This window comes from Comamonas sp. Z1 (assembly GCF_008121555.1).
Lineage (GTDB): Bacteria > Pseudomonadota > Gammaproteobacteria > Burkholderiales > Burkholderiaceae_C > Comamonas > Comamonas thiooxydans.
This window is the reverse complement of record NZ_VOQT01000002.1, coordinates 453,769-474,520: the sequence shown is the minus strand read 5'-3', so window position 1 is coordinate 474,520 and position 20,752 is coordinate 453,769. Positions and strand designations below refer to the sequence as shown.

At 63.7% G+C, this 20,752-nt stretch carries 18 protein-coding genes; 9 read left to right on the top strand and 9 right to left on the bottom strand.

Annotated elements, in window-relative coordinates; translation table 11 throughout:
• Positions 1–72: 72 nt before the first annotated feature.
• The 3 genes from FSY45_RS05560 to FSY45_RS05550 form a co-directional block, all read right to left on the bottom strand.
• On the bottom strand, positions 73–366 hold the full coding sequence (locus FSY45_RS05560; RefSeq protein ID WP_046461659.1) for a DUF3567 domain-containing protein: 294 nt from the start codon (positions 364–366) through the stop codon (positions 73–75).
• 285 nt (positions 367–651) lie between these two features.
• Positions 652–1,803 (bottom strand): DUF3108 domain-containing protein, encoded by a 1,152-nt coding sequence (locus tag FSY45_RS05555; protein WP_046461660.1) that lies wholly within the window; start codon positions 1,801–1,803, stop codon positions 652–654.
• Between the two features lie 25 nt (positions 1,804–1,828).
• Positions 1,829–2,620, bottom strand: a complete 792-nt coding sequence (locus FSY45_RS05550) for an IclR family transcriptional regulator (protein WP_046461661.1) — start codon at positions 2,618–2,620, stop codon at positions 1,829–1,831.
• Positions 2,621–2,729: 109 nt separating this feature from the next.
• Here FSY45_RS05550 and FSY45_RS05545 point away from each other — a divergent pair, with 109 nt between their 5' ends.
• The 3 genes from FSY45_RS05545 to FSY45_RS05535 all read left to right on the top strand — a co-directional run bounded on the left by FSY45_RS05545 (position 2,730) and on the right by FSY45_RS05535 (position 5,932).
• Positions 2,730–3,800: a fumarylacetoacetate hydrolase family protein gene (locus FSY45_RS05545; protein ID WP_046461662.1), complete on the top strand. Its 1,071-nt coding sequence runs from the start codon at positions 2,730–2,732 to the stop codon at positions 3,798–3,800.
• Between the two features lie 18 nt (positions 3,801–3,818).
• Positions 3,819–4,859, top strand: coding sequence for a TraB/GumN family protein (locus FSY45_RS05540; protein WP_046461663.1), 1,041 nt, complete (start codon positions 3,819–3,821; stop codon positions 4,857–4,859).
• A 98-nt stretch (positions 4,860–4,957) separates the two neighbouring features.
• Positions 4,958–5,932: a tripartite tricarboxylate transporter substrate binding protein gene (locus FSY45_RS05535; protein ID WP_003068579.1), complete on the top strand. Its 975-nt coding sequence runs from the start codon at positions 4,958–4,960 to the stop codon at positions 5,930–5,932.
• A gap of 110 nt (positions 5,933–6,042) precedes the next feature.
• Here FSY45_RS05535 and FSY45_RS05530 read toward each other — a convergent pair whose 3' ends face one another.
• Positions 6,043–6,945, bottom strand: a complete 903-nt coding sequence (locus FSY45_RS05530; RefSeq protein WP_148747958.1) for a LysR family transcriptional regulator — start codon at positions 6,943–6,945, stop codon at positions 6,043–6,045.
• Between the two features lie 178 nt (positions 6,946–7,123).
• Between FSY45_RS05530 and FSY45_RS05525 the strand changes: the two genes are divergently transcribed.
• From FSY45_RS05525 to FSY45_RS05505, 5 genes are all read left to right on the top strand, one after another.
• Positions 7,124–7,843 carry a pirin family protein gene (locus FSY45_RS05525; protein ID WP_046461664.1) on the top strand — a complete coding sequence of 240 codons (720 nt, stop codon included), beginning with the start codon at positions 7,124–7,126 and terminating at the stop codon, positions 7,841–7,843.
• A gap of 84 nt (positions 7,844–7,927) precedes the next feature.
• Positions 7,928–8,605 carry an isochorismatase family protein gene (locus FSY45_RS05520; RefSeq protein WP_003068587.1) on the top strand — a complete coding sequence of 226 codons (678 nt, stop codon included), beginning with the start codon at positions 7,928–7,930 and terminating at the stop codon, positions 8,603–8,605.
• Positions 8,606–8,786: 181 nt separating this feature from the next.
• Complete coding sequence (locus FSY45_RS05515; RefSeq protein WP_046461665.1) at positions 8,787–10,676, top strand: amidohydrolase; 1,890 nt, start codon at positions 8,787–8,789, stop codon at positions 10,674–10,676.
• Position 10,677: 1 nt separating this feature from the next.
• Positions 10,678–10,869 carry a hypothetical protein gene (locus FSY45_RS05510; protein WP_046461666.1) on the top strand — a complete coding sequence of 64 codons (192 nt, stop codon included), beginning with the start codon at positions 10,678–10,680 and terminating at the stop codon, positions 10,867–10,869.
• Positions 10,859–12,484, top strand: coding sequence for an MFS transporter (locus tag FSY45_RS05505; protein WP_046461667.1), 1,626 nt, complete (start codon positions 10,859–10,861; stop codon positions 12,482–12,484). Before FSY45_RS05510 ends, FSY45_RS05505 begins: the two co-directional genes overlap by 11 nt.
• An 83-nt stretch (positions 12,485–12,567) precedes the next feature.
• Here the strand turns inward: FSY45_RS05505 and FSY45_RS05500 are convergent, their stop codons facing one another.
• The 5 genes from FSY45_RS05500 to FSY45_RS05480 form a co-directional block, all read right to left on the bottom strand.
• Positions 12,568–13,113, bottom strand: coding sequence for a RidA family protein (locus FSY45_RS05500; RefSeq protein WP_080944466.1), 546 nt, complete (start codon positions 13,111–13,113; stop codon positions 12,568–12,570).
• 18 nt (positions 13,114–13,131) lie between these two features.
• Positions 13,132–13,629 carry a cytochrome c gene (locus FSY45_RS05495; protein WP_034354874.1) on the bottom strand — a complete coding sequence of 166 codons (498 nt, stop codon included), beginning with the start codon at positions 13,627–13,629 and terminating at the stop codon, positions 13,132–13,134.
• Between the two features lie 30 nt (positions 13,630–13,659).
• Positions 13,660–15,255 (bottom strand): flavin monoamine oxidase family protein, encoded by a 1,596-nt coding sequence (locus FSY45_RS05490; protein WP_046461668.1) that lies wholly within the window; start codon positions 15,253–15,255, stop codon positions 13,660–13,662.
• 304 nt (positions 15,256–15,559) lie between these two features.
• Positions 15,560–17,119 (bottom strand): sensor domain-containing diguanylate cyclase, encoded by a 1,560-nt coding sequence (locus FSY45_RS05485; protein WP_223305688.1) that lies wholly within the window; start codon positions 17,117–17,119, stop codon positions 15,560–15,562.
• Between the two features lie 195 nt (positions 17,120–17,314).
• A complete protein-coding gene (locus FSY45_RS05480; RefSeq protein ID WP_046461670.1) occupies positions 17,315–19,378 on the bottom strand; it encodes a molybdopterin-dependent oxidoreductase in 2,064 nt (687 codons plus the stop codon).
• 160 nt (positions 19,379–19,538) lie between these two features.
• Between FSY45_RS05480 and FSY45_RS05475 the strand changes: the two genes are divergently transcribed.
• Positions 19,539–20,699, top strand: coding sequence for an ABC transporter substrate-binding protein (locus FSY45_RS05475; RefSeq protein WP_148747957.1), 1,161 nt, complete (start codon positions 19,539–19,541; stop codon positions 20,697–20,699).
• Positions 20,700–20,752 lie beyond the last annotated feature (53 nt).

Here is a 20,752-nt window from a genome sequence, read left to right as displayed (position 1 = left end):
TTCCGGCAAGCACTAGAGTGTGCTTTCAGACATCAAAAAAGCCACTCTTTCGAGTGGCTTTTTTCAAGGTGTTCAGTGAATGATGACCGGCTGCTGGGCCAGGCCCGTGTAGGTATCGAGAATTTCCTCCACCTCTTCCTCGGTGGGGGCGTCCTGCTGCCAGGCGAGGATCTGCTTCTGGAACATTTCGGCCCAGGAGCCATCCAGATACACCTCCTTGCCCGAGCGCTTGTCCACGATTTCAAAGCCGTGGCGCGGCAGTTGGTGGGCTTGCTCGGCCTTGGCTTTGCCTGCCGGAACGTCTGCCTCCATATCGGGACGCAGATGGAGCACCGCAAAGGATTCAGAGTCGTAAAGCATTTGCATGGTGTTCCTCCTTTCACTTCCGTTATGAGCATGCCTGCCATGGATATGGCGACAGGGTGCCGCATTTCAAGGTGGAAATGCCTGCTCTTGGCACTTGGGCACAGTATTCCATGGATTTGACATGGTTGTGGGCAACCGGCTTTCCCGATCTGTAGTAGGCAAGTCCTTGAATGGCGCGACAGCGTTCAGCCCGAGCCGATGCAGGTTGCAGGCCTTGGCTGGGAGGTGAGTGAGCGCTTGGGGCGCGGTGCTCCCGGGGTTTACGCCAGGGGGGCAGCATGGAGGCTATTGCGGCGCGGGCAGATATTTCTTGAGCTGCAGGTCGACAAAGTCGTCCTGTCCCTGAGTGAGCTTGATGCGCACGGGCAGGTATTGCATGGACGGAGCCAGCCAGACCGAGCCGCGCTGGTCGCTGCTGCTTTTGCCGGGCAGTTTGTCCAGGCGCAGCGCCATGACGCTGCCAAACGGCAGCTCCAGCGCCTCGCTGGCACCCACGCGGAACTGCCAGCGCACGGCCGAGCGTGCGCTGCTGGTGGTCAGCTCTATCAGCGTGCCTGGCGGGTATTTCTCTGGGGCGGCGGCCATCAGGGCCGAGAGCTGCAGAAACACGCTGAGGCGGTCCTGCACTCCATCGCCGATGGCCGCATCGGTCTGGCCGCCGCTGTAGTGCGCCTTGCCACTGGCCACATCAAAGGCGGCGGACTGGGTTTTGCGCCCCTTGTCGCTGAAGTTGAGCGGTTGCAGGCCCTTGGGCGTGATCAGCCCCTCGCTGGTCTGGGCGCGCTCGCCGAGCAAGAACATGCTGATCGACTGTCTGGCCTGGTAATACTGGCCGTCATGCTGCCATTGCAGCTGGGCGCCGGCCGAATATTGAAAACCCTTGACCTGACCCGAGGCATTGAACTCCAGTGTGGCGGAGTTGGGCAGGGTGACGGGCAGCACAGAGTCAGGTGGCAGCGGCGCGCCGCCTGCGGGCGTGACCTGGATGGGGCGGGCCGTGTCGGCACCATTGGCTTCGGGAGGCTCGGCCATGGGCTCGGGAGCCGGCTCTGCAGCAGCAGCGGGCTGCCCTGTATTGGTGGGTGCTTCTTTTTCAGGCGCTTCTTGCGTTTGTGGTTCCTGGGCTGGAGGCGGATTTGGCTCTGATTCCTGTTCGTCCGGTGCTGGGGCAGGCACGGGAGCAGGAGCCGGCGCCCGGGGTGAGGCCTGGGGTTTGGGCGCTGGAGCTGGAGCCGGCTTGGGCGCTGCGGGTGCAGGCGGCGGAGGAGGGGGCGCCTGCAGCATGCGCGTCTCCATCACGATCTGGTCGTCCGCCGCTTTGTCCGGCGGGCTCAGTTCGGGCAGGCCCCAGAGCAACAGCCCATGGGCTGCCAGCACCAAGCCGGTGATGGGCAGCAGTGTCTCGCGTGCCTGGCTTGCCTGAGGGGAGCGGCCCATGAGCGTGATTCGGAGATTGCGGGTTTCAGTGATTGGGGTCGGCGCGCCAGCCCAGATCGCAGGAAAGCTGGCGGGCGGCCGCCTGAAGCGGCGCGTCTATGGCTCCACCATAGTCCGGGTCGAAAGTCGCCAGCGAGCCCAGGGTCATCAGACCCAGCACGATATGGCCGGACGCGTCGAAGACCGGCACGCAAAAGGCCACGATGCCCGGCAGCACGGTGTCGACCACGCGGGCCGTGCCGCGCTCGCGCACCTCGGCCAGCATGGCCGCCACGGCCTCCTCGGTCTGGGGCAGGTCCTGGCGCCGGGCTTTGCGCGCGCGCTCGATTTCGGGCTCCAGCAACGCGGCCGTCGCCTCGCGCGGCAGCCAGGCACCGAAGCAGCGCCCTGTGGCCGAGGCCAGCATGGGCATGACGTCGCCCAGGCGCAGATTGGCGGTGACGGACTGCGCCGATTCCTCCCAATGCACGATGGTCGGGCCATGGTTGCCCCAGACGGCGATGGCCAGCGTGTGATTAAGGGACTCAAGCAGTGCCGGAATGCGCTCGCGCGCCAGACGCACCGGGTCGAGGCGAGCCAGCGAGGCCAGGCCGATCTTCAGCGCCGCAGGGCCCAGGTCGTAGCGCGAATTGCGCTCGTCCTGCGCCACCAGGCCGATGCGCTGAAAGCTCACCAGATAGCGGTGCGCCTTGGCGGCACTCATGCCGGCGGCGGCGGCGACATCCTTGAGCATCAGCGGTCCGCTGGCCTGTGCCAGCGCCTCGACGAGGGAGAAACCCACTTCGACCGACTGAATCCCTGCGCGTTCCTTTTCCATTGCAATAGAATCGTGTTTTGTTTAGTTAAATCAATTTAACCAATCGTAATTTTGGCTAGCGTTGTCAGGCATTGTGCCAGCACCGCTGCCGTGAGCAGAGGGACAGAGAATGAAACTGGCAACCTACAAGGATGGCTCGCGCGATGGGCAACTGGTCGTGGTCTCGCGCGACCTGAGCCAGGCCTGCTATGCCACCGGCATTGCCAATCGCATGCAGCAGGTGCTGGACGACTGGAGCTATATGGCCCCCCAGCTGCAGGATCTGTCGCATGAACTCAATCACGGCAAGGCCCGCCACGCGTTTCCCTTCGATCCCCAGCGCTGCATGGCACCGCTGCCGCGAGCTTATCAGTGGGCCGATGGCTCGGCCTATATCAATCATGTGGAGCTGGTACGCAAGGCGCGCAATGCCGAGGTGCCGGCCAACTTCTACACCGACCCGCTGATGTACCAGGGCGGCAGCGATGATTTCATCGGCCCCTGCGACGATGTGATCGTTCCCAGCACGGCCATGGGCATAGACTTCGAGGCCGAGATCGCCGTCGTCACCGGCGATGTGCCCATGGGCACGGATGCCAAGGATGCGCTGGATGGCGTTCGTCTCGTCATGCTGGCCAATGACGTGAGCCTGCGCAATCTGATTCCCGGCGAACTGGCCAAGGGCTTCGGCTTCTTCCAGAGCAAGCCCGCCACGGCTTTCAGCCCTGTGGCCGTGACACTGGACGAGCTGGGCGATGCCTGGAAGGGCGGCCGTCTGCATCTGACGCTGCAGAGCACCTGGAACGGCCGCAAGGTCGGCATGTGCGATGCGGGCGAGGAGATGACTTTTCACTTCGGCCAGCTGATCGCCCATATCGCCAAGACCCGCAATGTACGCGCCGGCTCCATCGTGGGCAGCGGCACGGTGAGCAACAAGGGCGTGGAGACCGGCAGCGGCAAGAACAAGCGCATGGAATGGCCCAAGGGCTATAGCTGCATCGCCGAAAAACGCTGCATAGAGACCATTCAGGACGGCGCGCCCAAGACCGAGTTCATGCAGTTCGGCGACACCATCCGCATCGAGATGAAGGGCAAGGACGGCCAGAGCATCTTCGGTGCCATCGACCAGAACATTGCGCCGCCCGGCGGCAGCAAGGATGACTTGCCCGAAGCTCAGCCTCTGGATAGCTCTGAAGACTAAGCCCTCGTTGCAGTCGCCATGCCCATGCCAAGTCTGAATCTCTCGCGCTGGATTTTGCCTCTGAAGGCCGTGCCGGCCATGGCGCTCGCTTTGTTGACGGGCCTGGCCATGGCGGCAGAACCAGCCGCCGAACCGGCTGCCAGTTGCCCGCCGCCGTTCAGCCCGCCAACGCCGGCCGAAGTGCAGGCCATGGCCCCCCATATGCAGGACAGAGGCCTGCTCTGGCGCGTGCAGGACGGCGAGCGCACCAGCTGGCTTTACGGCACTTTGCATGTGGGCAAGCGGGAGTGGATATTGCCCGGCCGCACCATCGTGCGCTCCATGTATGGGGCGGACCTGCTGGCACTGGAGCTTGATGTGCTGAATCCGCAGGTCATGCAGCAGTTGATCGACGGCTTCCAGGCCCGTGTCGACGCACCTGCGCTGCCCGCAGAGCTGGAAGCCCGGCTGGCGCAGCATCGAAAGCAGGCCTGTGCCGAGCATCTGAGCACACAACGCCCGGACGCCCAGCTGCTGGGCCTGGTCAGCCAATTGGGCCGCAAGCAGGGGCTGGTGGCCGAGTTTGGCGCCGATCTGCTGCTGGCAGGCATGGCCCATGCATTGCACAAGCCCGTGCTGGGGCTGGAGTCGGCGCAGACCCAGCTCGAGGAGCTGCTTTCCGACAATCCCTTGGAGGTGCAGGAAAGCGTGCGCGACGGGCTGGACCAGCTTGATGACCCCAAGGCTCCGGAAATCCTGCAGCAGCTGGCGAATATCTGGGCCAGCGGCAATGAAAAACAGCTGGAGAACTATGCCGACTGGTGCGACTGCATCAAGACCGAGCGTGACCGGCTCAAGTACGCGCGCCTCATGGATGGACGCAATCCGGGCATGGCAGATGGCATTGTTCGTCAGCTCCAGCAGGGCAAGACGGTGTTTGCTGCCGTGGGTGCGCTGCACATGATCGGTCCCAAGGGCCTGCCTGAGCTGCTGCGTCAGAAAGGCTATCAGGTCGAACGCGTGAGTTTCAAACTGCCACCCATACAGAAGTCGGAGTCAAAGCCGATTCAAACCGAATAGAGACAAGCGCAGGCAGCTATCAATTAATAGAAAAGGCAGCCTGGCGGGGTCTAAAAATCATTCCACAACCCCCTACATCACCCTCAAGGAGACAAACGATGGATCGTCGTCAATTCCTGGCTGCCGTGGCAGCCAGCTCGGCTGCTGCCGCATCCCCCTTCGCCATGGCGCAGGACTGGCCTGCCAACCCCGTGCGCTGGGTTGTGCCCTACCCACCCGGAGGCGGCACCGATGTGCTGGCCCGCACTGTGGCCGAGTCCATGCGCAAGACGCTGAACCAGACCATCGTGGTGGACAACCGTCCTGGCGCCTCGACCAATATCGGCGGCCAGCTCGTTGCCGCGGCCAAGCCTGATGGCTACACCATCATGTCGGCCGACAACGCCATCCTGGCGTTCAACGAGCACCTGTTCAGCAAGCTGCCCTTCAGTCCCGACAAGGATTTCACCTATGTGGGCGGCATCAGCCGTTTCCCCATGGCGCTGGTGGTCAACCCCGCGTTCGAAGCCAAGGATTTCAAGGAATTCCTGGCCTATGCCAAGGCCAACCCCGGCAAGCTCAACTACGCCTCCCCCGGCAATGGCTCGCCCCATCATCTGGCCATGGAGCTGTTCAAGAACCGCACCGGCACCAGCCTGACCCATATCCCCTACAAGGGCGCCGCGCCCGCGCTGGCCGATGTGATGGGCGGCCAGGTGCCTTGCATGTTCCTGGATCTGGCATCGGGCCTGCCGGTGATTCAGTCCGGCAAGGTGCGAGCCCTGGCCATAGGCACGGCCAAGCGCGTGCCCAATCTACCCAATGTGCCCACGCTGGCCGAGCTGGGTCTCAAGGATTCCGAGGTCTATGCCTTCCAGGGCATTCTGGGTCCCAAGGGATTGCCGCCAGCCATCGTGCAGCGTCTCAATGCAGACCTGCAAAAAGCTCTCAAGGACCCCGACGTGGTCAAGCGCATGGCCGACTTCGGCATGGAAGCCCTGCCCGGCACGCCCGAGCAGTTTCACCAGCTGGCGCGCACCGAAGCCAAGCGCTGGGGTGAGGTCATCAAGGCGGCCGGCGTGAAGCTGGACTGATCGTCCTTTCCCTGAGCTTCGCGAGGTCCTGGGCATGGCTTGAGCCGTTGCCGCAGACCTCGTCGGCTCGCATCGTAGCGGCCCTGCCACCTTGAGTTGCAGGGCCGTTTTCAGTAGGGAAGTATGCCGGGCAGCAGTGGGCGGCTGAGGCGTTCGCGCCACCATTGCTGGGCCCTGCCGCGGGCATCGCTGCGCCAGGCCAGCCAGAAGGTTTCGGGTGGGCGCGGTTCTTCCACCGCCAGTTCCACCAGTACCCCGGTCTCCAGCTCCACACGCACGCATGCGCGCGGCACAAAGCCGTGGCCCAGCCCGGCGGCCTGGCATGCGATCTTGGCCTGCATGCTCGGCACGGTGATGCGTCGCTGGCCGGTGAGCAGGCCCACGGTGCGGTCGGTCAGCGAACGGGCGCCGTCGCCCACCACCACGGCGGTGTGCTCCAGCAGGTCGCTGCGCGCCAATGGCCGGCCCAGGCGCGCCAGCGGGTGGCTGGCCGTCACGCAGAACACGAAATCGAGCTGGCCCACGGCCACGGCCTTGTGGCCGCCGCCGGCCGGGCCTTCGCCCGCAGCCACTATCAGGTCGGCCCTGCCTTCGCGCAAGGCTTCCCAGGTGCCGGTCAGCGTCTCGCAGCCGATGCGCAGACGCGTGCCGCTGTTCAGCGCCTCGAAGGCCTGAATGTCGGAGCCGAAGGCGCTCGTGGGGATCAGTGAGTTATGCACCAGGCGCACCTCGGTCTCGAAGCCCGTGGCGATCTGGCGCAGCCGCGATTCGAGCTGGCGCGCGGCAGCCAACAGCCATCGCCCTTCCTTGAGCAGTTCTTCGCCCGCTGGCGTGAGACTGACGCGCGGGCCGTTGCGCACAAACAGGTTCAGACCCAGCTGTTCCTCGAGCTTGGAGACGGCATAGGAGATGGTCGACGGTACTTTGTGCAGGCGCTCTGCCGCACCGGCGAACGAGCCGTAGCGCGCAATGGTGTCCACCAGTTCGATGGCTTCCAAAGAGAGTTTGAGCATACTGGATTTGCCTAAAAAACAATCATCGAAATTATCGATGATTGAGGGAATTTTCTTTCAGCATAACCGCATATCAGGCCGCGGATACTTCATTCATCGCCACACGGAATGCAGAAGAAAAAGGCAAGCGGGCCAGCAGCAGGAAGTGTGAACACCATCGATTGTCTAGGAGAGAGAAATGCTTGAAGTTCGCCCATCCAACCACCGCGGTCGCGCCAACCATGGCTGGCTGCAATCGCGCCACACCTTCTCCTTCGGCCACTACCGTGACGCCAGTCAGCAAGGCTTTTCGGATCTGCTGGTCATCAATGACGACCATGTGTCCCCCGGTCAGGGCTTCGGCACCCACGGCCACCGCGACATGGAAATCTTCTCCTATGTGCTCGATGGCGCCCTGGAGCACAAGGACTCCATGGGCACGGGCTCGGTGATCCGTCCCGGCGACGTGCAGATGATGAGCGCCGGTACCGGCGTGGAGCACAGCGAGTTCAACCACTCGGCCCAGGATCCGGTGCACTTTCTGCAGATCTGGATCGTTCCCGCAGAGCGTGGCGCCGCTCCACGCTATCAGCAGGTCCATGTGGACGATGCCGACAAGCGCGGCCGCCTGCGCCTGATCATCGCCCCCGAAGGCACAGACGGCACGCTGGCCGTGCGCCAGGACGCCCGGGTCTATGCAGGCCTGTTCGACGGTGAAGAGTCCGCCGAACTCGATGTGGGGCCCGAGCGCCATGTCTATGTGCATGTGGCCCGCGGCAGCATCAGCGTGAACGGAGCGCACCTGTCCGAAGGCGACGGCGCCCGCATCCGCAACGCCGGGGCCATGCGCTTCGATCAGGGCGAAGACGCCGAGGTGCTGGTCTTTGATCTGCGTCCCCGCGAACTGCCCACCTTGTAAGCAACAGTTTTCACACCCCGGTTTCATCCTGCTTTCTTGTTTCCCCTGCAGCCTCTCGCTCACCTTTTACCCAGGAGTTTCTCCATGACCAACGCCAACGCTTCCATCGCCCGTCCCGTCGCCGTCGCCAAGCCCGGTGCCAAGCTGCTCAACCCCCATGACCACACGCTGATCATGATCGACTTCCAGTCGCAGATGGCCTTTGCCACGCACTCCATCGACCCCGTGCAGCTGCGCTCCAACGCCGCCTTGGTCGCTTCGGCTGCCGCCGGCTTCGGAGCCTCGACCATCCTGACCACCGTGGCAGAAAAGAGTTTCTCGGGACCCATGTTCGAGGAAGTGACTGCGCCTTTCCCCGGCCAGACCCTGCTGGACCGCACCTCGATGAATACCTGGGAAGACGAGGCCGTGATCCGCAAGGTCAACGAGATCGGCAAGCCCCGCATCGTGCTGGCCGGCCTGTGGACCAGCGTGTGCATCGTCGGACCGGCCCTGTCGGCGCTGGACCAGGGTTTTGAGGTTTTCGTGATCGCCGATGCCTGCGGCGACATCTCCACCGAAGCCCACAACCGTGCCATGGAGCGCATGGTCCAGGCTGGAGCCCAGCCCATCACCTCCTTGCAATACCTGCTGGAAATGCAGCGCGACTGGGCCCGCACCGAGACCTATGACATGACCACGGGCATTGCCAAGAAGCTGGGTGGCGGCTACGGCATCGGCATCACCTACGCCAAGACCATGTTCGGCGCGCACGAAGGCTAAAAAAAAGGGGCAGGGGCCTGCTGCGCGGCCGTATCCTGCGCCTGTGGTCCTCGCCGCACGTCGGTACGGCTGCGGTCCTCGGCCCAGGCTGCGGCCGCTCGCCACGGCCTCTGCCTCCTTTTTTGCCCCCTCTCCGGCTTTCTCATCCCTTCTTTGCGTTGCTGACCCCCATAGGCACATCATGACCCAGCCCTCCACCCCCGATCTGATCCTGTTCAACGGCCGTTTCACCACGCTGGACCGCAGCAACCCCACAGCCACGGCCGTGGCAGTAAGCCAGGGGCGCTTCAGCGCCGTCGGCAGCGACCGCGAAGTCCTGTCCCTGGCCGGCCCGCAGACCAGGCGCATCGATCTGGGCGGACGCAGTGCGCTGCCGGGTCTGATCGACAACCACCTGCACCTGATCCGCGGCGGCCTGAACTTCAACATGGAGCTGCGCTGGGACGGCGTGAAGAGCCTGGCCGATGCCATGGCCATGCTCAAGGCCCAGGTGGACGTGACCCCTGCGCCCCAGTGGGTGCGCGTGGTGGGCGGCTTCAGCGAGCATCAGTTCGTGGAAAAGCGCCTGCCCACGCTGGCCGAACTGAATGCCGTGGCGCCCGACACCCCGGTCTTCATCCTGCATCTGTACGACCGAGCCCTGCTCAATGCAGCCGCCCTGCGTGCTGTGGGCTACACCAAGGACACGCCCGAGCCGCCCGGCGGCCAGATCCTGCGCGACAGCGCCGGCAATCCCACGGGCCTGCTGCTGGCCAAACCCAACGCTTCCATTCTCTACGCCACGCTGGCCAAGGGGCCCAAGCTGCCGCGCGACTACCAGGTCAACTCGACACGCCACTTCATGCGCGAACTCAACCGCCTGGGTGTGACCGGCGCCATTGACGCGGGCGGCGGCATGCAGAACTATCCCGACGACTACGACGTGATCCAGGAACTGGCCGATGCAGATCAGCTCACCATCCGCCTGGCTTACAACCTGTTCACGCAAAAGCCCAAGGAAGAGAAGGACGACTTTCTGCGCTGGACCGCCAACTCGCAGTACAAGCAGGGCACGGACTACTTCCGCCACAACGGCGCAGGCGAGATGCTGGTGTTCTCGGCCGCCGACTTCGAGGACTTCCGCCAGCCCCAGCCCGAGCTGGCGCCCGGCATGGAAGGCGAGCTCGAAGAAGTGGTGCGCATCCTGGCCCAGAACCGCTGGCCCTGGCGCATGCACGCCACCTACGATGAGACCATAGACCGCGCGCTCAATGTGTTCGAGAAGGTCAATAAAGACATCCCCCTGGCCGGCCTGAACTGGTTCTTCGACCACGCCGAAACCATTTCCGAAAAGTCCATCGACCGCATTGCGGCTCTGGGCGGCGGTGTTGCCGTGCAGCATCGCATGGCCTATCAGGGCGAATACTTCGTCGAGCGCTATGGCGCGGCCGCGGCCGAGGCCACGCCCCCCGTCAAGCGCATGCTGGAAAAGGGCGTCAACGTGTCAGCCGGCACCGACGCCACCCGTGTTGCCAGCTACAACCCCTGGGTCTCGCTGTCCTGGCTCATCACGGGCAAGACCGTGGGCGGCCTGCAGCTCACGCCCCAGCGCAACTGCCTGACCCGCGACCAGGCCTTGCGCATGTGGACCGAGAACGTGACCTGGTTCAGCAACGAACAGGGCAAGAAGGGCCGCATCCAGGTCGGCCAGCTGGCCGATGTGATCGTGCCCGACCGCGACTTCTTCGCCTGCTCCGAGTCCGATATTGCCGACACCTCGGCCCTGCTCACCGTGGTGGGTGGCAAGGTGGTCTACGGCGCCGGCAGCTTCGCCGACTTCGATGAATCGGCCCCGCCCCTGGCCATGCCCGACTGGTCACCCGTGCGCACCTTCAAGGGCTATGGCGCCTGGGGTGTGCAGGAAGGTGCACCGCTGCAGGCCGTGATGCGCAACGCGGCAGTGAACTGCGGCTGCGCCAGCAGCTGCAACATGCACGGCCACGCCCATGCCACGGCCTGGAGCAGCAAGCTGCCCGTGGCCGATCTCAAGGGCTTCTGGGGCGCCCTGGGCTGCGCCTGCTGGGCGGTGTGAGATGGGCGAGACACTGCATGCCGTAGCCACTGCACCCCAGGTGCAGTCGCTGGCCCTCGCAGGTTTCACGGTGCTGGCGGCCTTGCTGGCCGAGCGCCAGCGTGCTGTCAACGCATTTTTTGAACACTGGGGCCTGGTCGGCGGCATGCTGCTCGTCGCCTGGCACGATCTAGGAGACTCCCATGCCGGATAACACCAAAGCCGCCTCGGGCAGCTTCGCGCCCCTGGCCATTCCCGTCTTTGCAGTGCTGTGGGCCGCCACGGTGCTGGGCAATATCGGCAGCTTCATGCGCGATGTGGCCAGCGCCTGGATGGTGACCGAGCTCTCGTCCAGCCCCACGGCCGTGGCCCTGATCCAGACGGCGGCCACGCTGCCAGTTTTTCTGCTGGCCATCCCGGCCGGCGTGCTGTCCGACATCCTGGACCGCCGTCGTTTCCTCATCGGCGTGCAGGTGTTGCTGGGCGCCGTGAGCGGCACGCTGCTGGTGCTGGCCCAGACCAACACCCTCACGGTGGAATACCTGGTGGCCCTGACCTTTGTGGGCGGCATTGGCGCCGCCCTCATGGGTCCGACCTGGCAGTCCATCGTGCCCGAGCTGGTGCCGCGCAGCGAACTCAAGAGCGCCGTGGCCCTGAACTCCCTGGGCATCAACATCGCCCGTGCCGTCGGCCCGGCCGCCGGCGGCCTGCTGCTGGCCAGCTTCGGCGCCGCGGCGGCCTACGGCCTTGATGTGCTGAGCTATGTGTTCGTGATCGCCGCCCTCATCTGGTGGAAGCGTCCCAAGGCCGAGGCCTCGGCGCTCAACGAGCAGTTCTTCGGCGCCTTCCGGGCCGGTGTGCGCTATGCCCGTGCCAGCCGCGAGCTGCATGTGGTGTTGCTGCGCGCCGCTGTGTTCTTCCTGTTCGCCAGCTCGGTCTGGGCCCTGCTGCCCCTGGTGGCGCGGCGCATGCTGGATGGCACGGCCGGCTTTTATGGCGTGATGCTGGGCGCTGTGGGCGCCGGAGCCATCCTGGGCGCCGTGCTGCTGCCCAAGCTGCGCAAGCGTCTCGATACCGACGGTCTGGTGTTGCTGGCTTCTGTGGTTACTGCCTTGGTCATGGGCATGCTGACCCTGGCGCCGCCCCAGTGGGCTGCCGTGGCGCTGATGCTGGTGCTGGGTCTGGGCTGGATTGTTGCGCTGACCACGCTCAACGGCGTGGCCCAGGCGGTGCTGCCCAACTGGGTGCGCGGCCGGGGTCTTGCCATCTACCTGATGGTATTCAACGGTGCCATGGCCCTGGGCAGCCTGGGCTGGGGCCTGATTGCCGGCCAGTTGGGCCTGCCGGTCACGCTGCTGATCGGGGCCCTGGGTCTGGTGCTGGTGTCCCTGGTCTTTCACCGCGTCAAGCTGCCTGGCGGCGAAGCCGATCTGCAGCCGTCCAACCACTGGCCCGAGCCTTTGCTGGCAGAACCCGTGGCCCACGACCGTGGTCCGGTCATGATTCAGGTCGAGTACCGGATTGCGCATCAAGACCTGGGCACCTTTTTCCAGGCCATGCAGCAAGTGGCCCAGGAGCGTCGTCGTGACGGTGCCTATGCCTGGGGCGTGGCCGAGCACACCGGCGAGCCAGGTCGGGTGATCGAGTGGTTCCTGGTCGAGTCCTGGGCCGAGCACCTGCGCCAGCATGGTCGCGTGTCCAAGGCCGACGCCGATCTGCAGGCCGCCGCTTTGCGTTACCACCAGGGGCCGGACAAGCCCGTGGTTCACCATTTCCTGGCCCTGGATGCGCGCAGCGCCCAGCAGGGATCTGGCTCCACCGCTCACTAAGCAGCGCAGGAATCGGCATTCATCGCTGACGGGACAGGCGATGAATGCCACCCGATTTATTTTTCCAGGGGCTGGAGCGTCACTTACTTGACGGGCTTGGCGGCACGCACCGCCACGACCTCGATTTCCACATACCAGGCCGGGTTGGCCAGGGCTGCAATCTGGAAGGCCGAGCGTGCGGGCAGATTGGGCTGGGCAGCAGTGCCAAAGAACTGGGTGTAGCCACGCATGAAGCCGGCAAAGTCCATCTTGTCGCCCTTGGCGGGATCGGCCACCAGGAAGACCTGCATCTTCACCACATCGCTCATGCCGAGATTCATGCTCTTGAGCTGCTCTTCCAGGCCCTTGAGGATGGCGACGGTCTGGCCCTCGGTATCTCCGCCGTAGGCCGCAGGATCAGTGGCGGACTTGGATTTGTCCACCACGGGCGGCACCTTGCCCGAGAGGTAGACAGTGCGGGCATCGGTGGGGATTTCCACGGCTGCGGCGATGGGGAAGGTCGAGCCCGGTGTCTTGTAACGCAGCACATCGCCACCGCCGGAGGTGGTGGCTGCGCAGCCGGTGAGCAGGACTGCAGCGCCCAGCAAGGCGGCGGTGGTGGCGGTCTTGAAGATGGATGGAACGCTCATGTGATCTCCTGAATGGGTTTATGGGGTGACGCGAAAGGGTTTGACGTCGGCGGCAGACAGCTTGTCCGGGTACTGATTGCCGAAGTTGCTGCGCACATAGTTCACGACGTCGGCAATCTGCTCGTCGGACAGCTTGCTGGCAAAGGACGGCATGCCGTGCAGGCCGTTCATGACGACCGAGGCCGGGTAGGCAGCGGCGGCCAGCTTGGGGTTGGAGGCCAGTGCTGGGTAGAAGCCGGCGCCCTTGGCGCCTTCGCCCTTGACCATGTGGCATCCCTGGCAGATGGCCTGGTACAGGGTCTCTCCGCCGCTCTGGCTGAAGCGTGGGCGGACTGCCGAGAAGTTCTGCATCAGCGCCTGGGTATCGGCGGGCGAGATGGAAAGAACGGCGGCAGACTGCAGTGTTTGCAGGTTTTTCACATCCTGGGTTTTCATGCCCTGTGATTGGGCCAGGACGGCGCCGGAGAGACCCAGGGCCAGGGCGAAAGCGGAGCAAAGACGGTGCAATGTGTGCATGGTGAAGTTCCTTGTTGCAGACATGGGCGATCAGAGGCTGGAGGCCTTGGCGTGCAGGCGCTGGATGGCGTCCAGCGAAGACAGCACGGCACCTTCCTGCCAGGCGGGGATGTACGAGACATGCTCGCCCGCCAGCACCAGGCGGCCGTCGATCTGGGCCAGATCCTTGTAGTGCTGCTCACGCAGCGCATCTGTCCAGTTGCCGAAGCAGCCATTGATCCAGGGCATGCGATGCCAGGCTACTGACACACCGTTGAGGAACTCCTGCTTGTACTGCGGATGGATCTGCGCGCCATACTCCAGCGCCAGACGAATGCGCTCGGCCGGCTTGAGCGAGGAGAAGCGGTAGCTGTTGGAGTTCTCGAAGGCATAGGCGCCCAGCAGCACGGCGGGGCCGTTGCCCATATAGCCGGTGGAGGGGTAGGAGATCTGCTGAATCGGCAGATCGGTGTAGCTGATGCCGCCGTAGATGCGCTCGTCCTCTTCCCAGAAGCGGCGCTTGAACTCCAGACCGACCTTCATGGAGCTGCCGTAAGGCACGGCAGCAATCGCGTTCTGCATGGCGCTGCCGGCCTGCACTTCGATCTGGCTCAGGATGGACAGCGGAATCGTGCACACGCACCAGTCGGCGCGGGCCTGCAGCGTGGAGCTGGGCTTGAGGGCGTCCACATAGTCCACGGTCACGCCCTTGTCGTTCTGGGCGATCCTGGTGACCTTGGCGTTGTAGCGTATGGCCGAGCCCAGATCGCGCGCCATGGCCTGGGCCAGCATGTCCATGCCGCCTTCGGGCTGGAAGATGGCGCTGTGGAATTCGTAGATATTGCCCACGCCCATCTGGCGCCACAAATTGGATTCGAGCAGCTCGTGCAGGCCCATGGGCGTCGACGGTTTGGCCTGCGCCATCAGGCCGCCGCCGGGGTCGATGTCGTAGCCACGAAAATCGCTGACCGCATTGCTGGCGCGGTAGCGGTATTCCTTGTCCAGCACGCCCCAGGCCTTGAGGCTCTCCAGCAGGCGTTCCTTGTCTTCCCGGCTGACGCTCTGGTCCAGTGCGCCCTGATTGGTAGCCTTGGACAGCAGCTCGGCCACATGGCCGTAGACATCGGTCTGAACATGGCGAAAGCGCTGGGGCTTGCCGGCCAGGGCCTTGCTGTTGTGCAGATAGGCGTTGTAGTTGACCTGGTTGAAGGCTTCGAGCTTGATGCCGAAGCGCTTGTAGTAGTCCAGCATCGCATGGTGGTGGTAGGGCACGCGCCAGGGGCCGGGGTTGAAGTAGTTGCCCTTGGCAAAGCCCACTTTCTGACGTGTACCGTCGAGTTCGCTGAACTCATCGCCGCCGCGCAGCGTCCAGCAGCGGCCTCCGGCGCGGCTCTGGTATTCAAGCAACTGCACCTTGTAGCCGGCCGCACGCAACTCGTGGGCTGCCACCATGCCTGCCAGGCCCGCGCCCAGCACCAGAACCGATGCGCCGGGTTTTGCGTTGCCGAGCTTGACCGGACCGCTGTAATGCGATTCGGCGGCATAGCCCAGTGAACTCATGGCTTGATACATGGCACTGCCGCCCGCGACCTTTCCGATCATCGAGAGCAGTTGTCTGCGACTGACATGCTTGCTTGGCTCTGGCATCTGAAATTCCTTTGCTGTTGTGTATTCCGCTGTCCATCCGGGGCTGCGGGGCAAGGGTTTTCAGCAAGAGCTGTGCCAGGTCAGAGGGCTCAAGGCATTAGTTCAATGAAATCAGTTACTTGTTATGAAATTCAGATCAATTTGCGCTCAATCCTCTTGACGCTTATGGTGCATGCTCACTAATTTGAAGCGTCAATGGCCAAATTGGTGCAACGGAGTCACACAATAAGCTGCAAAAAAAGCGTATCGGCTGTGACAGCGGATACGCCTTGAGTGTGGGAGCGGAACTACGGTGCTGCCGGGTTCAGAGCTCGCTGGGAGGCTCGCTGGCCTTACTGACCATGACACGATTGCGTCCACCTCGCTTGGCGGCATAGAGCATGGCATCGGCCTGCTGGAAGACGGCCTTGATATCGGGATCGCTGTCGGGCCAGTGGGCCACGCCCAGCGAGATGGTGATATGGCCCACTGGCGGTATCTCCATTTTCTCGACCAGCTGACGCAGGCGCTCGGCGGCATGGGCGGCGGCCTCCAGCCCCGTGCCGGGCAGCAGCAGCAGAAACTCCTCGCCACCCACGCGGCAGGGCAGGTCATCGACACGCGAGACCTCGCGCATGGTGCGTGCGAGCTGTCTGAGTACCTCGTCGCCTGTATCGTGGCCAAAACCGTCGTTGATATGCTTGAAGTGGTCGATGTCGATGGCAATCACCGAGAACGGCAGCGCTTGCGTCTGAAAGGCGCTGATGGCTGCCTCCAGATGGCGGCGATTGCCCAGCCCGGTCAACGGATCGGTGTTCACGTCCTCGCGCAGCTTGGTGATATTGCGTTGCAGCAGGCCCAGGCCCTTGAGCATGGCTTTCTTGAGTTCGTAGGACTCGAAGTACCAGGACTTGACGGCCTGAATGTTCTGCGCCGTCTCGGGCTTGTCCATATCGTGAGCGCCATTGGCGAGCTGGCGCAGCGGGCTGGCAATGCGGCGCGCGCTCCACCAGATGACCACCAGCATCAGCAGGGCGATGGGCAGGGTCTTGTAGAGCACGGAGCGCATCAGCTTGTTGAGCGGGGCCAGTGTGGCCGCCTTGGGGCGCTGGGCCACAATGCCCCAGCCCGAGGCATGGATGACGGCATAGCCGGCCAGCATTTCCACGCCCTTGCTGTTGACGACCGGCGCCGTACCCGACTCGCCTCGGATCACGGCGTTGATGACATCGTTGTTGATCACCTGGTCGCCAATACGATTGTTGTCGGGGTGATAGATGATGTGCTTGTTCTTGTCCACCACATAGACATAGGTGCCATCCTGGTAGAAGTGCGAGCCCAGCAGGGTGTCGAGGATGCTGTCTTCCTTGAGGTAGATGCTGCCGCCTACCGCTCCCAGGAATTCGCCCTGAGGGTCGAAAATGGGCTGCGAGACAAAGACGATGTAGTTGCCGGCCGTGGACATATAGGGCTGGCTGATGACGGGGCCGCGAGTGCTCAAGGTCTGTGCCACTCCGGCGCTTTGCAGTGTCTTGCCCTTGATCTGCAGGGTTTCGGGCGATGTCGCCAGCACATAGCCCGTAGGGTCGATGATGGTGACGGAGTTGAAGCTCTTGGTTTGCAGGCGCAGACGTGTGGCCTCCTTGGCCAGATAGTCCACGTCATCCATGTGCGCGCCCATCAGATTGGCGCTGTACTCCAGCTGCTGCAGGGCAGATTGCAGAAAATCATCCGTGCTCTGCGCCAGCTTAGTCGCATAGGCATGGTGACCTTCAAGCGTGTTGTCTATCAGCTGCTGGCGCTGCACCAGATAGCCGGCATAGAAGGTGTTGAGAAACGGGATCAGCGCGCTGCAGATGGTCAGGACCAGGATCAGTCGACGCAAATCAAGCCGGTTAGGCGCAAGCCGGTGGTGCCAGGGGAGAGATTTCTTCACAGATGATGTCGCGAGAGCAGGGCGGCTCTGCGCTGTACCTGTGTGCTCTGACAGGCTCAGACCCCGGCCGCATATTCATTGAGTGTCTGCATTATGGTTGCTCGCGCCGTGGCCCTGCTCATGGTCAACCACAATGCAGCCGCGTCAGGCTGACAACTCCTTGAACTTTTCCACCTGTACCGCGCAGTCGTAGAAGCAGGGCGCCCGGCCAATATCGGTGAGCTGCTGATGCGTCAGCTCGTTCACATTCGTGCCGTTGGCTCCCTGCTTGCGCCACCAGATGCCCAGGCCCACCACCACGCCGGCGCGAGCGCGGCCGTTGACGGCGGCATGGCAGACATGCTCGCCGCGCTGGTTGAAGACGCGTAACCGGTCCCCGTCGGCAATGCCGCGCCCAGCTGCGTCATCGGGGTGCATCTCCAGCAGTGGACGCTCTTCCATGCGGGCCAGACTGGCCACATTGGCAAAGCTGCTGTTGAGGAAGTTGCGTGCGGGTGGCGAGATCATGGCCAGTGGGTAGGCGGTCGTGGGTGGCTCGTAATTGGGCAGATAGTCGGGCAGGGTGTTGATGCCCAGCCGCGCCAGGGCGGGGTTGTCGAATTCGCATTTGCCCGATGGCGTGGCAAAGCCGCCTTCGGCAAACGGCGCATCGGGCAGCGGGATATGGGCAAAGCCCTGTTGCAGAAGATCGTCGAAATCAATGGCTGTCTGTGCTAGCGCTGCGCGGCACAGCGCTTCGTCGGAATCAGAGAAGCAGGCTGCGGCAAAAGCGGGGTCCAGCCTGGCCATATGCATGGCCAGATCGCGAAAGATCTGCGCGTTGCTGCGCGCCTGGCCTTGGGGCTCGATCGCGGGGCGATTCAGCAGCACATCGGTATGGCCGTAGCTGCCGTGGATGTCCCAATGCTCTAGCTGCGTGGTGGCGGGCAGCACATAGTCGGCATGGTCTGCGGTGTCGGTGAGGAAATGCTCAAGCACCACGGTGAACAGATCTTCGCGCGCAAAGCCCGCAGCCACCTTGGCCGACTCTGGCGCCACCGCCACGGGATTGCTGTTATAGACCACGACGGCTTCCACCTTGGGGCCGAAGCCGGCATCGCCCTCATGCAGCAGCACATCGCCAATCTGGCTCATGTTCAGCGTGCGTGGGCGACGCTCGCCCAGCAACTGCGGCATTTGCAGATCTGCGCGCTTGAACGGCGAGACCCCCGAGGCGGACAGCAGCAGCCCGCCAGCGCGGTGGCGCCAGGCGCCGACAAGAGCCGGCAAGCAGGCCACGGCGCGCACGGCATTGCCGCCGCCGCGCGCGCGCTGCATACCGTAATTGAGGCGGATGGCCGCAGGCCTGGTCGTGCCGTAATCGCGGGCCAGGGACTGAATCTGTTCCACGCTCAGGCCACAGACACTGGCGGCGCGCTCGGGCGGCCATTGCAATGCTCTGGCCCTGAGTGCCTCCCAGCCCTGAGTGTGTTGGGCGATGTAGTCATGGTCCAGCCAGTTGTGCACGATCAGCTCGTGCATCAGCGCCAGAGCCAGTGCCGCATCGGTGCCGGGCAGCAGTTGCAGATGCTCGTGGCATTTGTCGGCGGTCTCGCTCTTGCGCGGGTCTATGCAGATCAGCTTGGCGCCCTGGCGCTTGGCTTCCTGCGCATAGCGCCAGAAATGAAGATTGCTGGCGATGCTGTTGCTGCCCCAGATCAGGATCAGCTTGCTTTCGGCAAAGAACTCCACACGCATGCCCAGCTTGCCGCCATAGGTAGCGGTCAGCGCCTCGCTGCCGGCACTGGCGCAGATGGTGCGATCCAGCAGGCTGGCGCCCAGCTGGTGGAAAAAGCGCCGGTCCATGCTCTCGCTCTGTACCAGTCCCATGGTGCCGGCATAGCTGTAGGGCAGTATGGCTTCGGGCGCGCGCCGGGCGATGCCGTGCAGGCGCTGGGCAATATCGCTCAGTGCTTCGTCCCAGCTCACGGGGGTGAAGTGGCCGCTGCCTTTGGGGCCGCTGCGTTTGAGAGGCTGCAGCACTCGCCCGGCGTGGTAGGTGCGTTCGGTGTACTTGCTGACCTTGGCGCAGAGCACGCCGCCCGTGTGAGCGTGTTCAGCATTGCCTTGCACCTTGGTGGCCGTGCCATCGACCACCGTGGTGAGCAGGGCGCAGGTGTCCGGGCAGTCATGCGGGCAGGCACCGCGTACTTGAACGATATGAGGCATGTCGTGGGCTCGAAAATCTGGATCGGTTTGCGTCTGAAGACCGTTTTGTGGGCCTATTATGCGGCGCGCATCCATGTCAAAAAACCTGAGATGCAAGACCCCAGGAGCGGGCTGATCCAGCCCGTAGCAATGAGTAGCCCGTACAGAGAGATCAAGAGCAATGCCGTACAAGCGAGTGGAGTGGAATCGTCGTCAATTCATGACTGCTGGCGCAGCTGTGGCAGCCGGGAGCTGGATCGGCGCAAGTCATTCCCAGGATTCGAGCGGGCCCATTGTGCTTGGGCAGTCCTGCGCGCTGAGCGGCCCCTCGGCACAGCTGGGTATGCAGTTTGTGCAGGGCGCCAAGCTGTATTTCGATCAACTCAATGCCCAGGGCGGCATCGGCCGCCGCCAGGTGGAGCTGCGCACGCTGGACGATGGCTATGAGCCAGAGCGCTGCGTGGCCAATACCCAGAAATTCATTGCCGATGATGTGATGGCCTTGTTTGGCTATCTGGGCACGCCCACCAGCATGGCCGCACTGCCTTTGCTGCAGAAAGCCAAGCTGCTGCTGATTGCTCCACTGACAGGGGGCGCCGGCCTGCGCGACCCCAAGCTGGCGCAGGCGGTCTTCAATCTGCGTGCTTCCTATGCCGATGAAACCGCGCTCATGGTTAGGCAACTGGTTTCTTTGGGCCTCAAGAAGATCGCGGTGTTTCATCAGAACGATGCCTATGGCCAGTCAGGTCTCGAGGGGGTGATGCAGGCGCTGCAAGGCCATGGCCTCAAACCCGTGGGTGCAGCCACGGTGGAGCGCAACTCCCAGGATGTGACCAAGGCCGTCAAGACTCTGGTGCCGCTGGGGGCCGATGTCATCGTGCAGGTCGGCACCTATGCGGCCAGCGCTGCCTTTGTGCGAGCGGCACGCCAGGCAGGCTATGGCGGTCAGTTCTACAACGTGTCGTTCGTGGGCACTTCGGCACTGGTACAGGCCCTTGGCAAGGAGGCCGAGGGCGTGGTGGTCACCCAGGTCGTGCCCTCTCCCTTCAAGACCTCGCACCCCCTGGCGCGTGAGTTTCAGGCAGCCCTGCAGAAAGGAGGCGCGTCGCTGCAGCCCGATTACTCCAGCATGGAAGGCTATCTGGCTGCCCGTGTCGTGAGCGAAGCGCTGAAATCTGCCTCTGCCGCAGGCCGCCTGCAGCGCGATGGCCTGGTGGCGGCACTGGAGGCCATGAATGGCCAGCAGGTTGCGGGCTTTCCCATCGCCTTCCGCCCACAGGCCGGCAAGCCGCGTTTTGTCGAGCTGTCCATGCTTACGGGCGACGGAAAGGTCCGGGTGTGAGGCTTTGAGGCGCGCAGGGCGCAAGCTCTCTCGCTTTGGGCCATCATGGCATC

Bases quoted from the DNA above. Each gene is read 5' to 3' on its own strand.
- FSY45_RS05530 (WP_148747958.1), bottom strand. From the start codon at position 6,945: ATGCTCAAACTCTCTTTGGAAGCCATCGAACTGGTGGACACCATTGCG.
- FSY45_RS05495 (WP_034354874.1), bottom strand. From the start codon at position 13,629: ATGCACACATTGCACCGTCTTTGCTCCGCTTTCGCCCTGGCCCTGGGT.
- FSY45_RS05525 (WP_046461664.1), top strand. From the start codon at position 7,124: ATGCTTGAAGTTCGCCCATCCAACCACCGCGGTCGCGCCAACCATGGC.
- FSY45_RS05550 (WP_046461661.1), bottom strand. From the start codon at position 2,620: ATGGAAAAGGAACGCGCAGGGATTCAGTCGGTCGAAGTGGGTTTCTCC.
- FSY45_RS05510 (WP_046461666.1), top strand. From the start codon at position 10,678: ATGGGCGAGACACTGCATGCCGTAGCCACTGCACCCCAGGTGCAGTCG.
- FSY45_RS05520 (WP_003068587.1), top strand. From the start codon at position 7,928: ATGACCAACGCCAACGCTTCCATCGCCCGTCCCGTCGCCGTCGCCAAG.
- FSY45_RS05475 (WP_148747957.1), top strand. From the start codon at position 19,539: ATGCCGTACAAGCGAGTGGAGTGGAATCGTCGTCAATTCATGACTGCT.
- FSY45_RS05490 (WP_046461668.1), bottom strand. From the start codon at position 15,255: ATGCCAGAGCCAAGCAAGCATGTCAGTCGCAGACAACTGCTCTCGATG.
- FSY45_RS05545 (WP_046461662.1), top strand. From the start codon at position 2,730: ATGAAACTGGCAACCTACAAGGATGGCTCGCGCGATGGGCAACTGGTC.
- FSY45_RS05560 (WP_046461659.1), bottom strand. From the start codon at position 366: ATGCAAATGCTTTACGACTCTGAATCCTTTGCGGTGCTCCATCTGCGT.
- FSY45_RS05535 (WP_003068579.1), top strand. From the start codon at position 4,958: ATGGATCGTCGTCAATTCCTGGCTGCCGTGGCAGCCAGCTCGGCTGCT.
- FSY45_RS05515 (WP_046461665.1), top strand. From the start codon at position 8,787: ATGACCCAGCCCTCCACCCCCGATCTGATCCTGTTCAACGGCCGTTTC.
- FSY45_RS05480 (WP_046461670.1), bottom strand. From the start codon at position 19,378: ATGCCTCATATCGTTCAAGTACGCGGTGCCTGCCCGCATGACTGCCCG.
- FSY45_RS05555 (WP_046461660.1), bottom strand. From the start codon at position 1,803: ATGGGCCGCTCCCCTCAGGCAAGCCAGGCACGCGAGACACTGCTGCCC.
- FSY45_RS05505 (WP_046461667.1), top strand. From the start codon at position 10,859: ATGCCGGATAACACCAAAGCCGCCTCGGGCAGCTTCGCGCCCCTGGCC.
- FSY45_RS05500 (WP_080944466.1), bottom strand. From the start codon at position 13,113: ATGAGCGTTCCATCCATCTTCAAGACCGCCACCACCGCCGCCTTGCTG.
- FSY45_RS05540 (WP_046461663.1), top strand. From the start codon at position 3,819: ATGCCCATGCCAAGTCTGAATCTCTCGCGCTGGATTTTGCCTCTGAAG.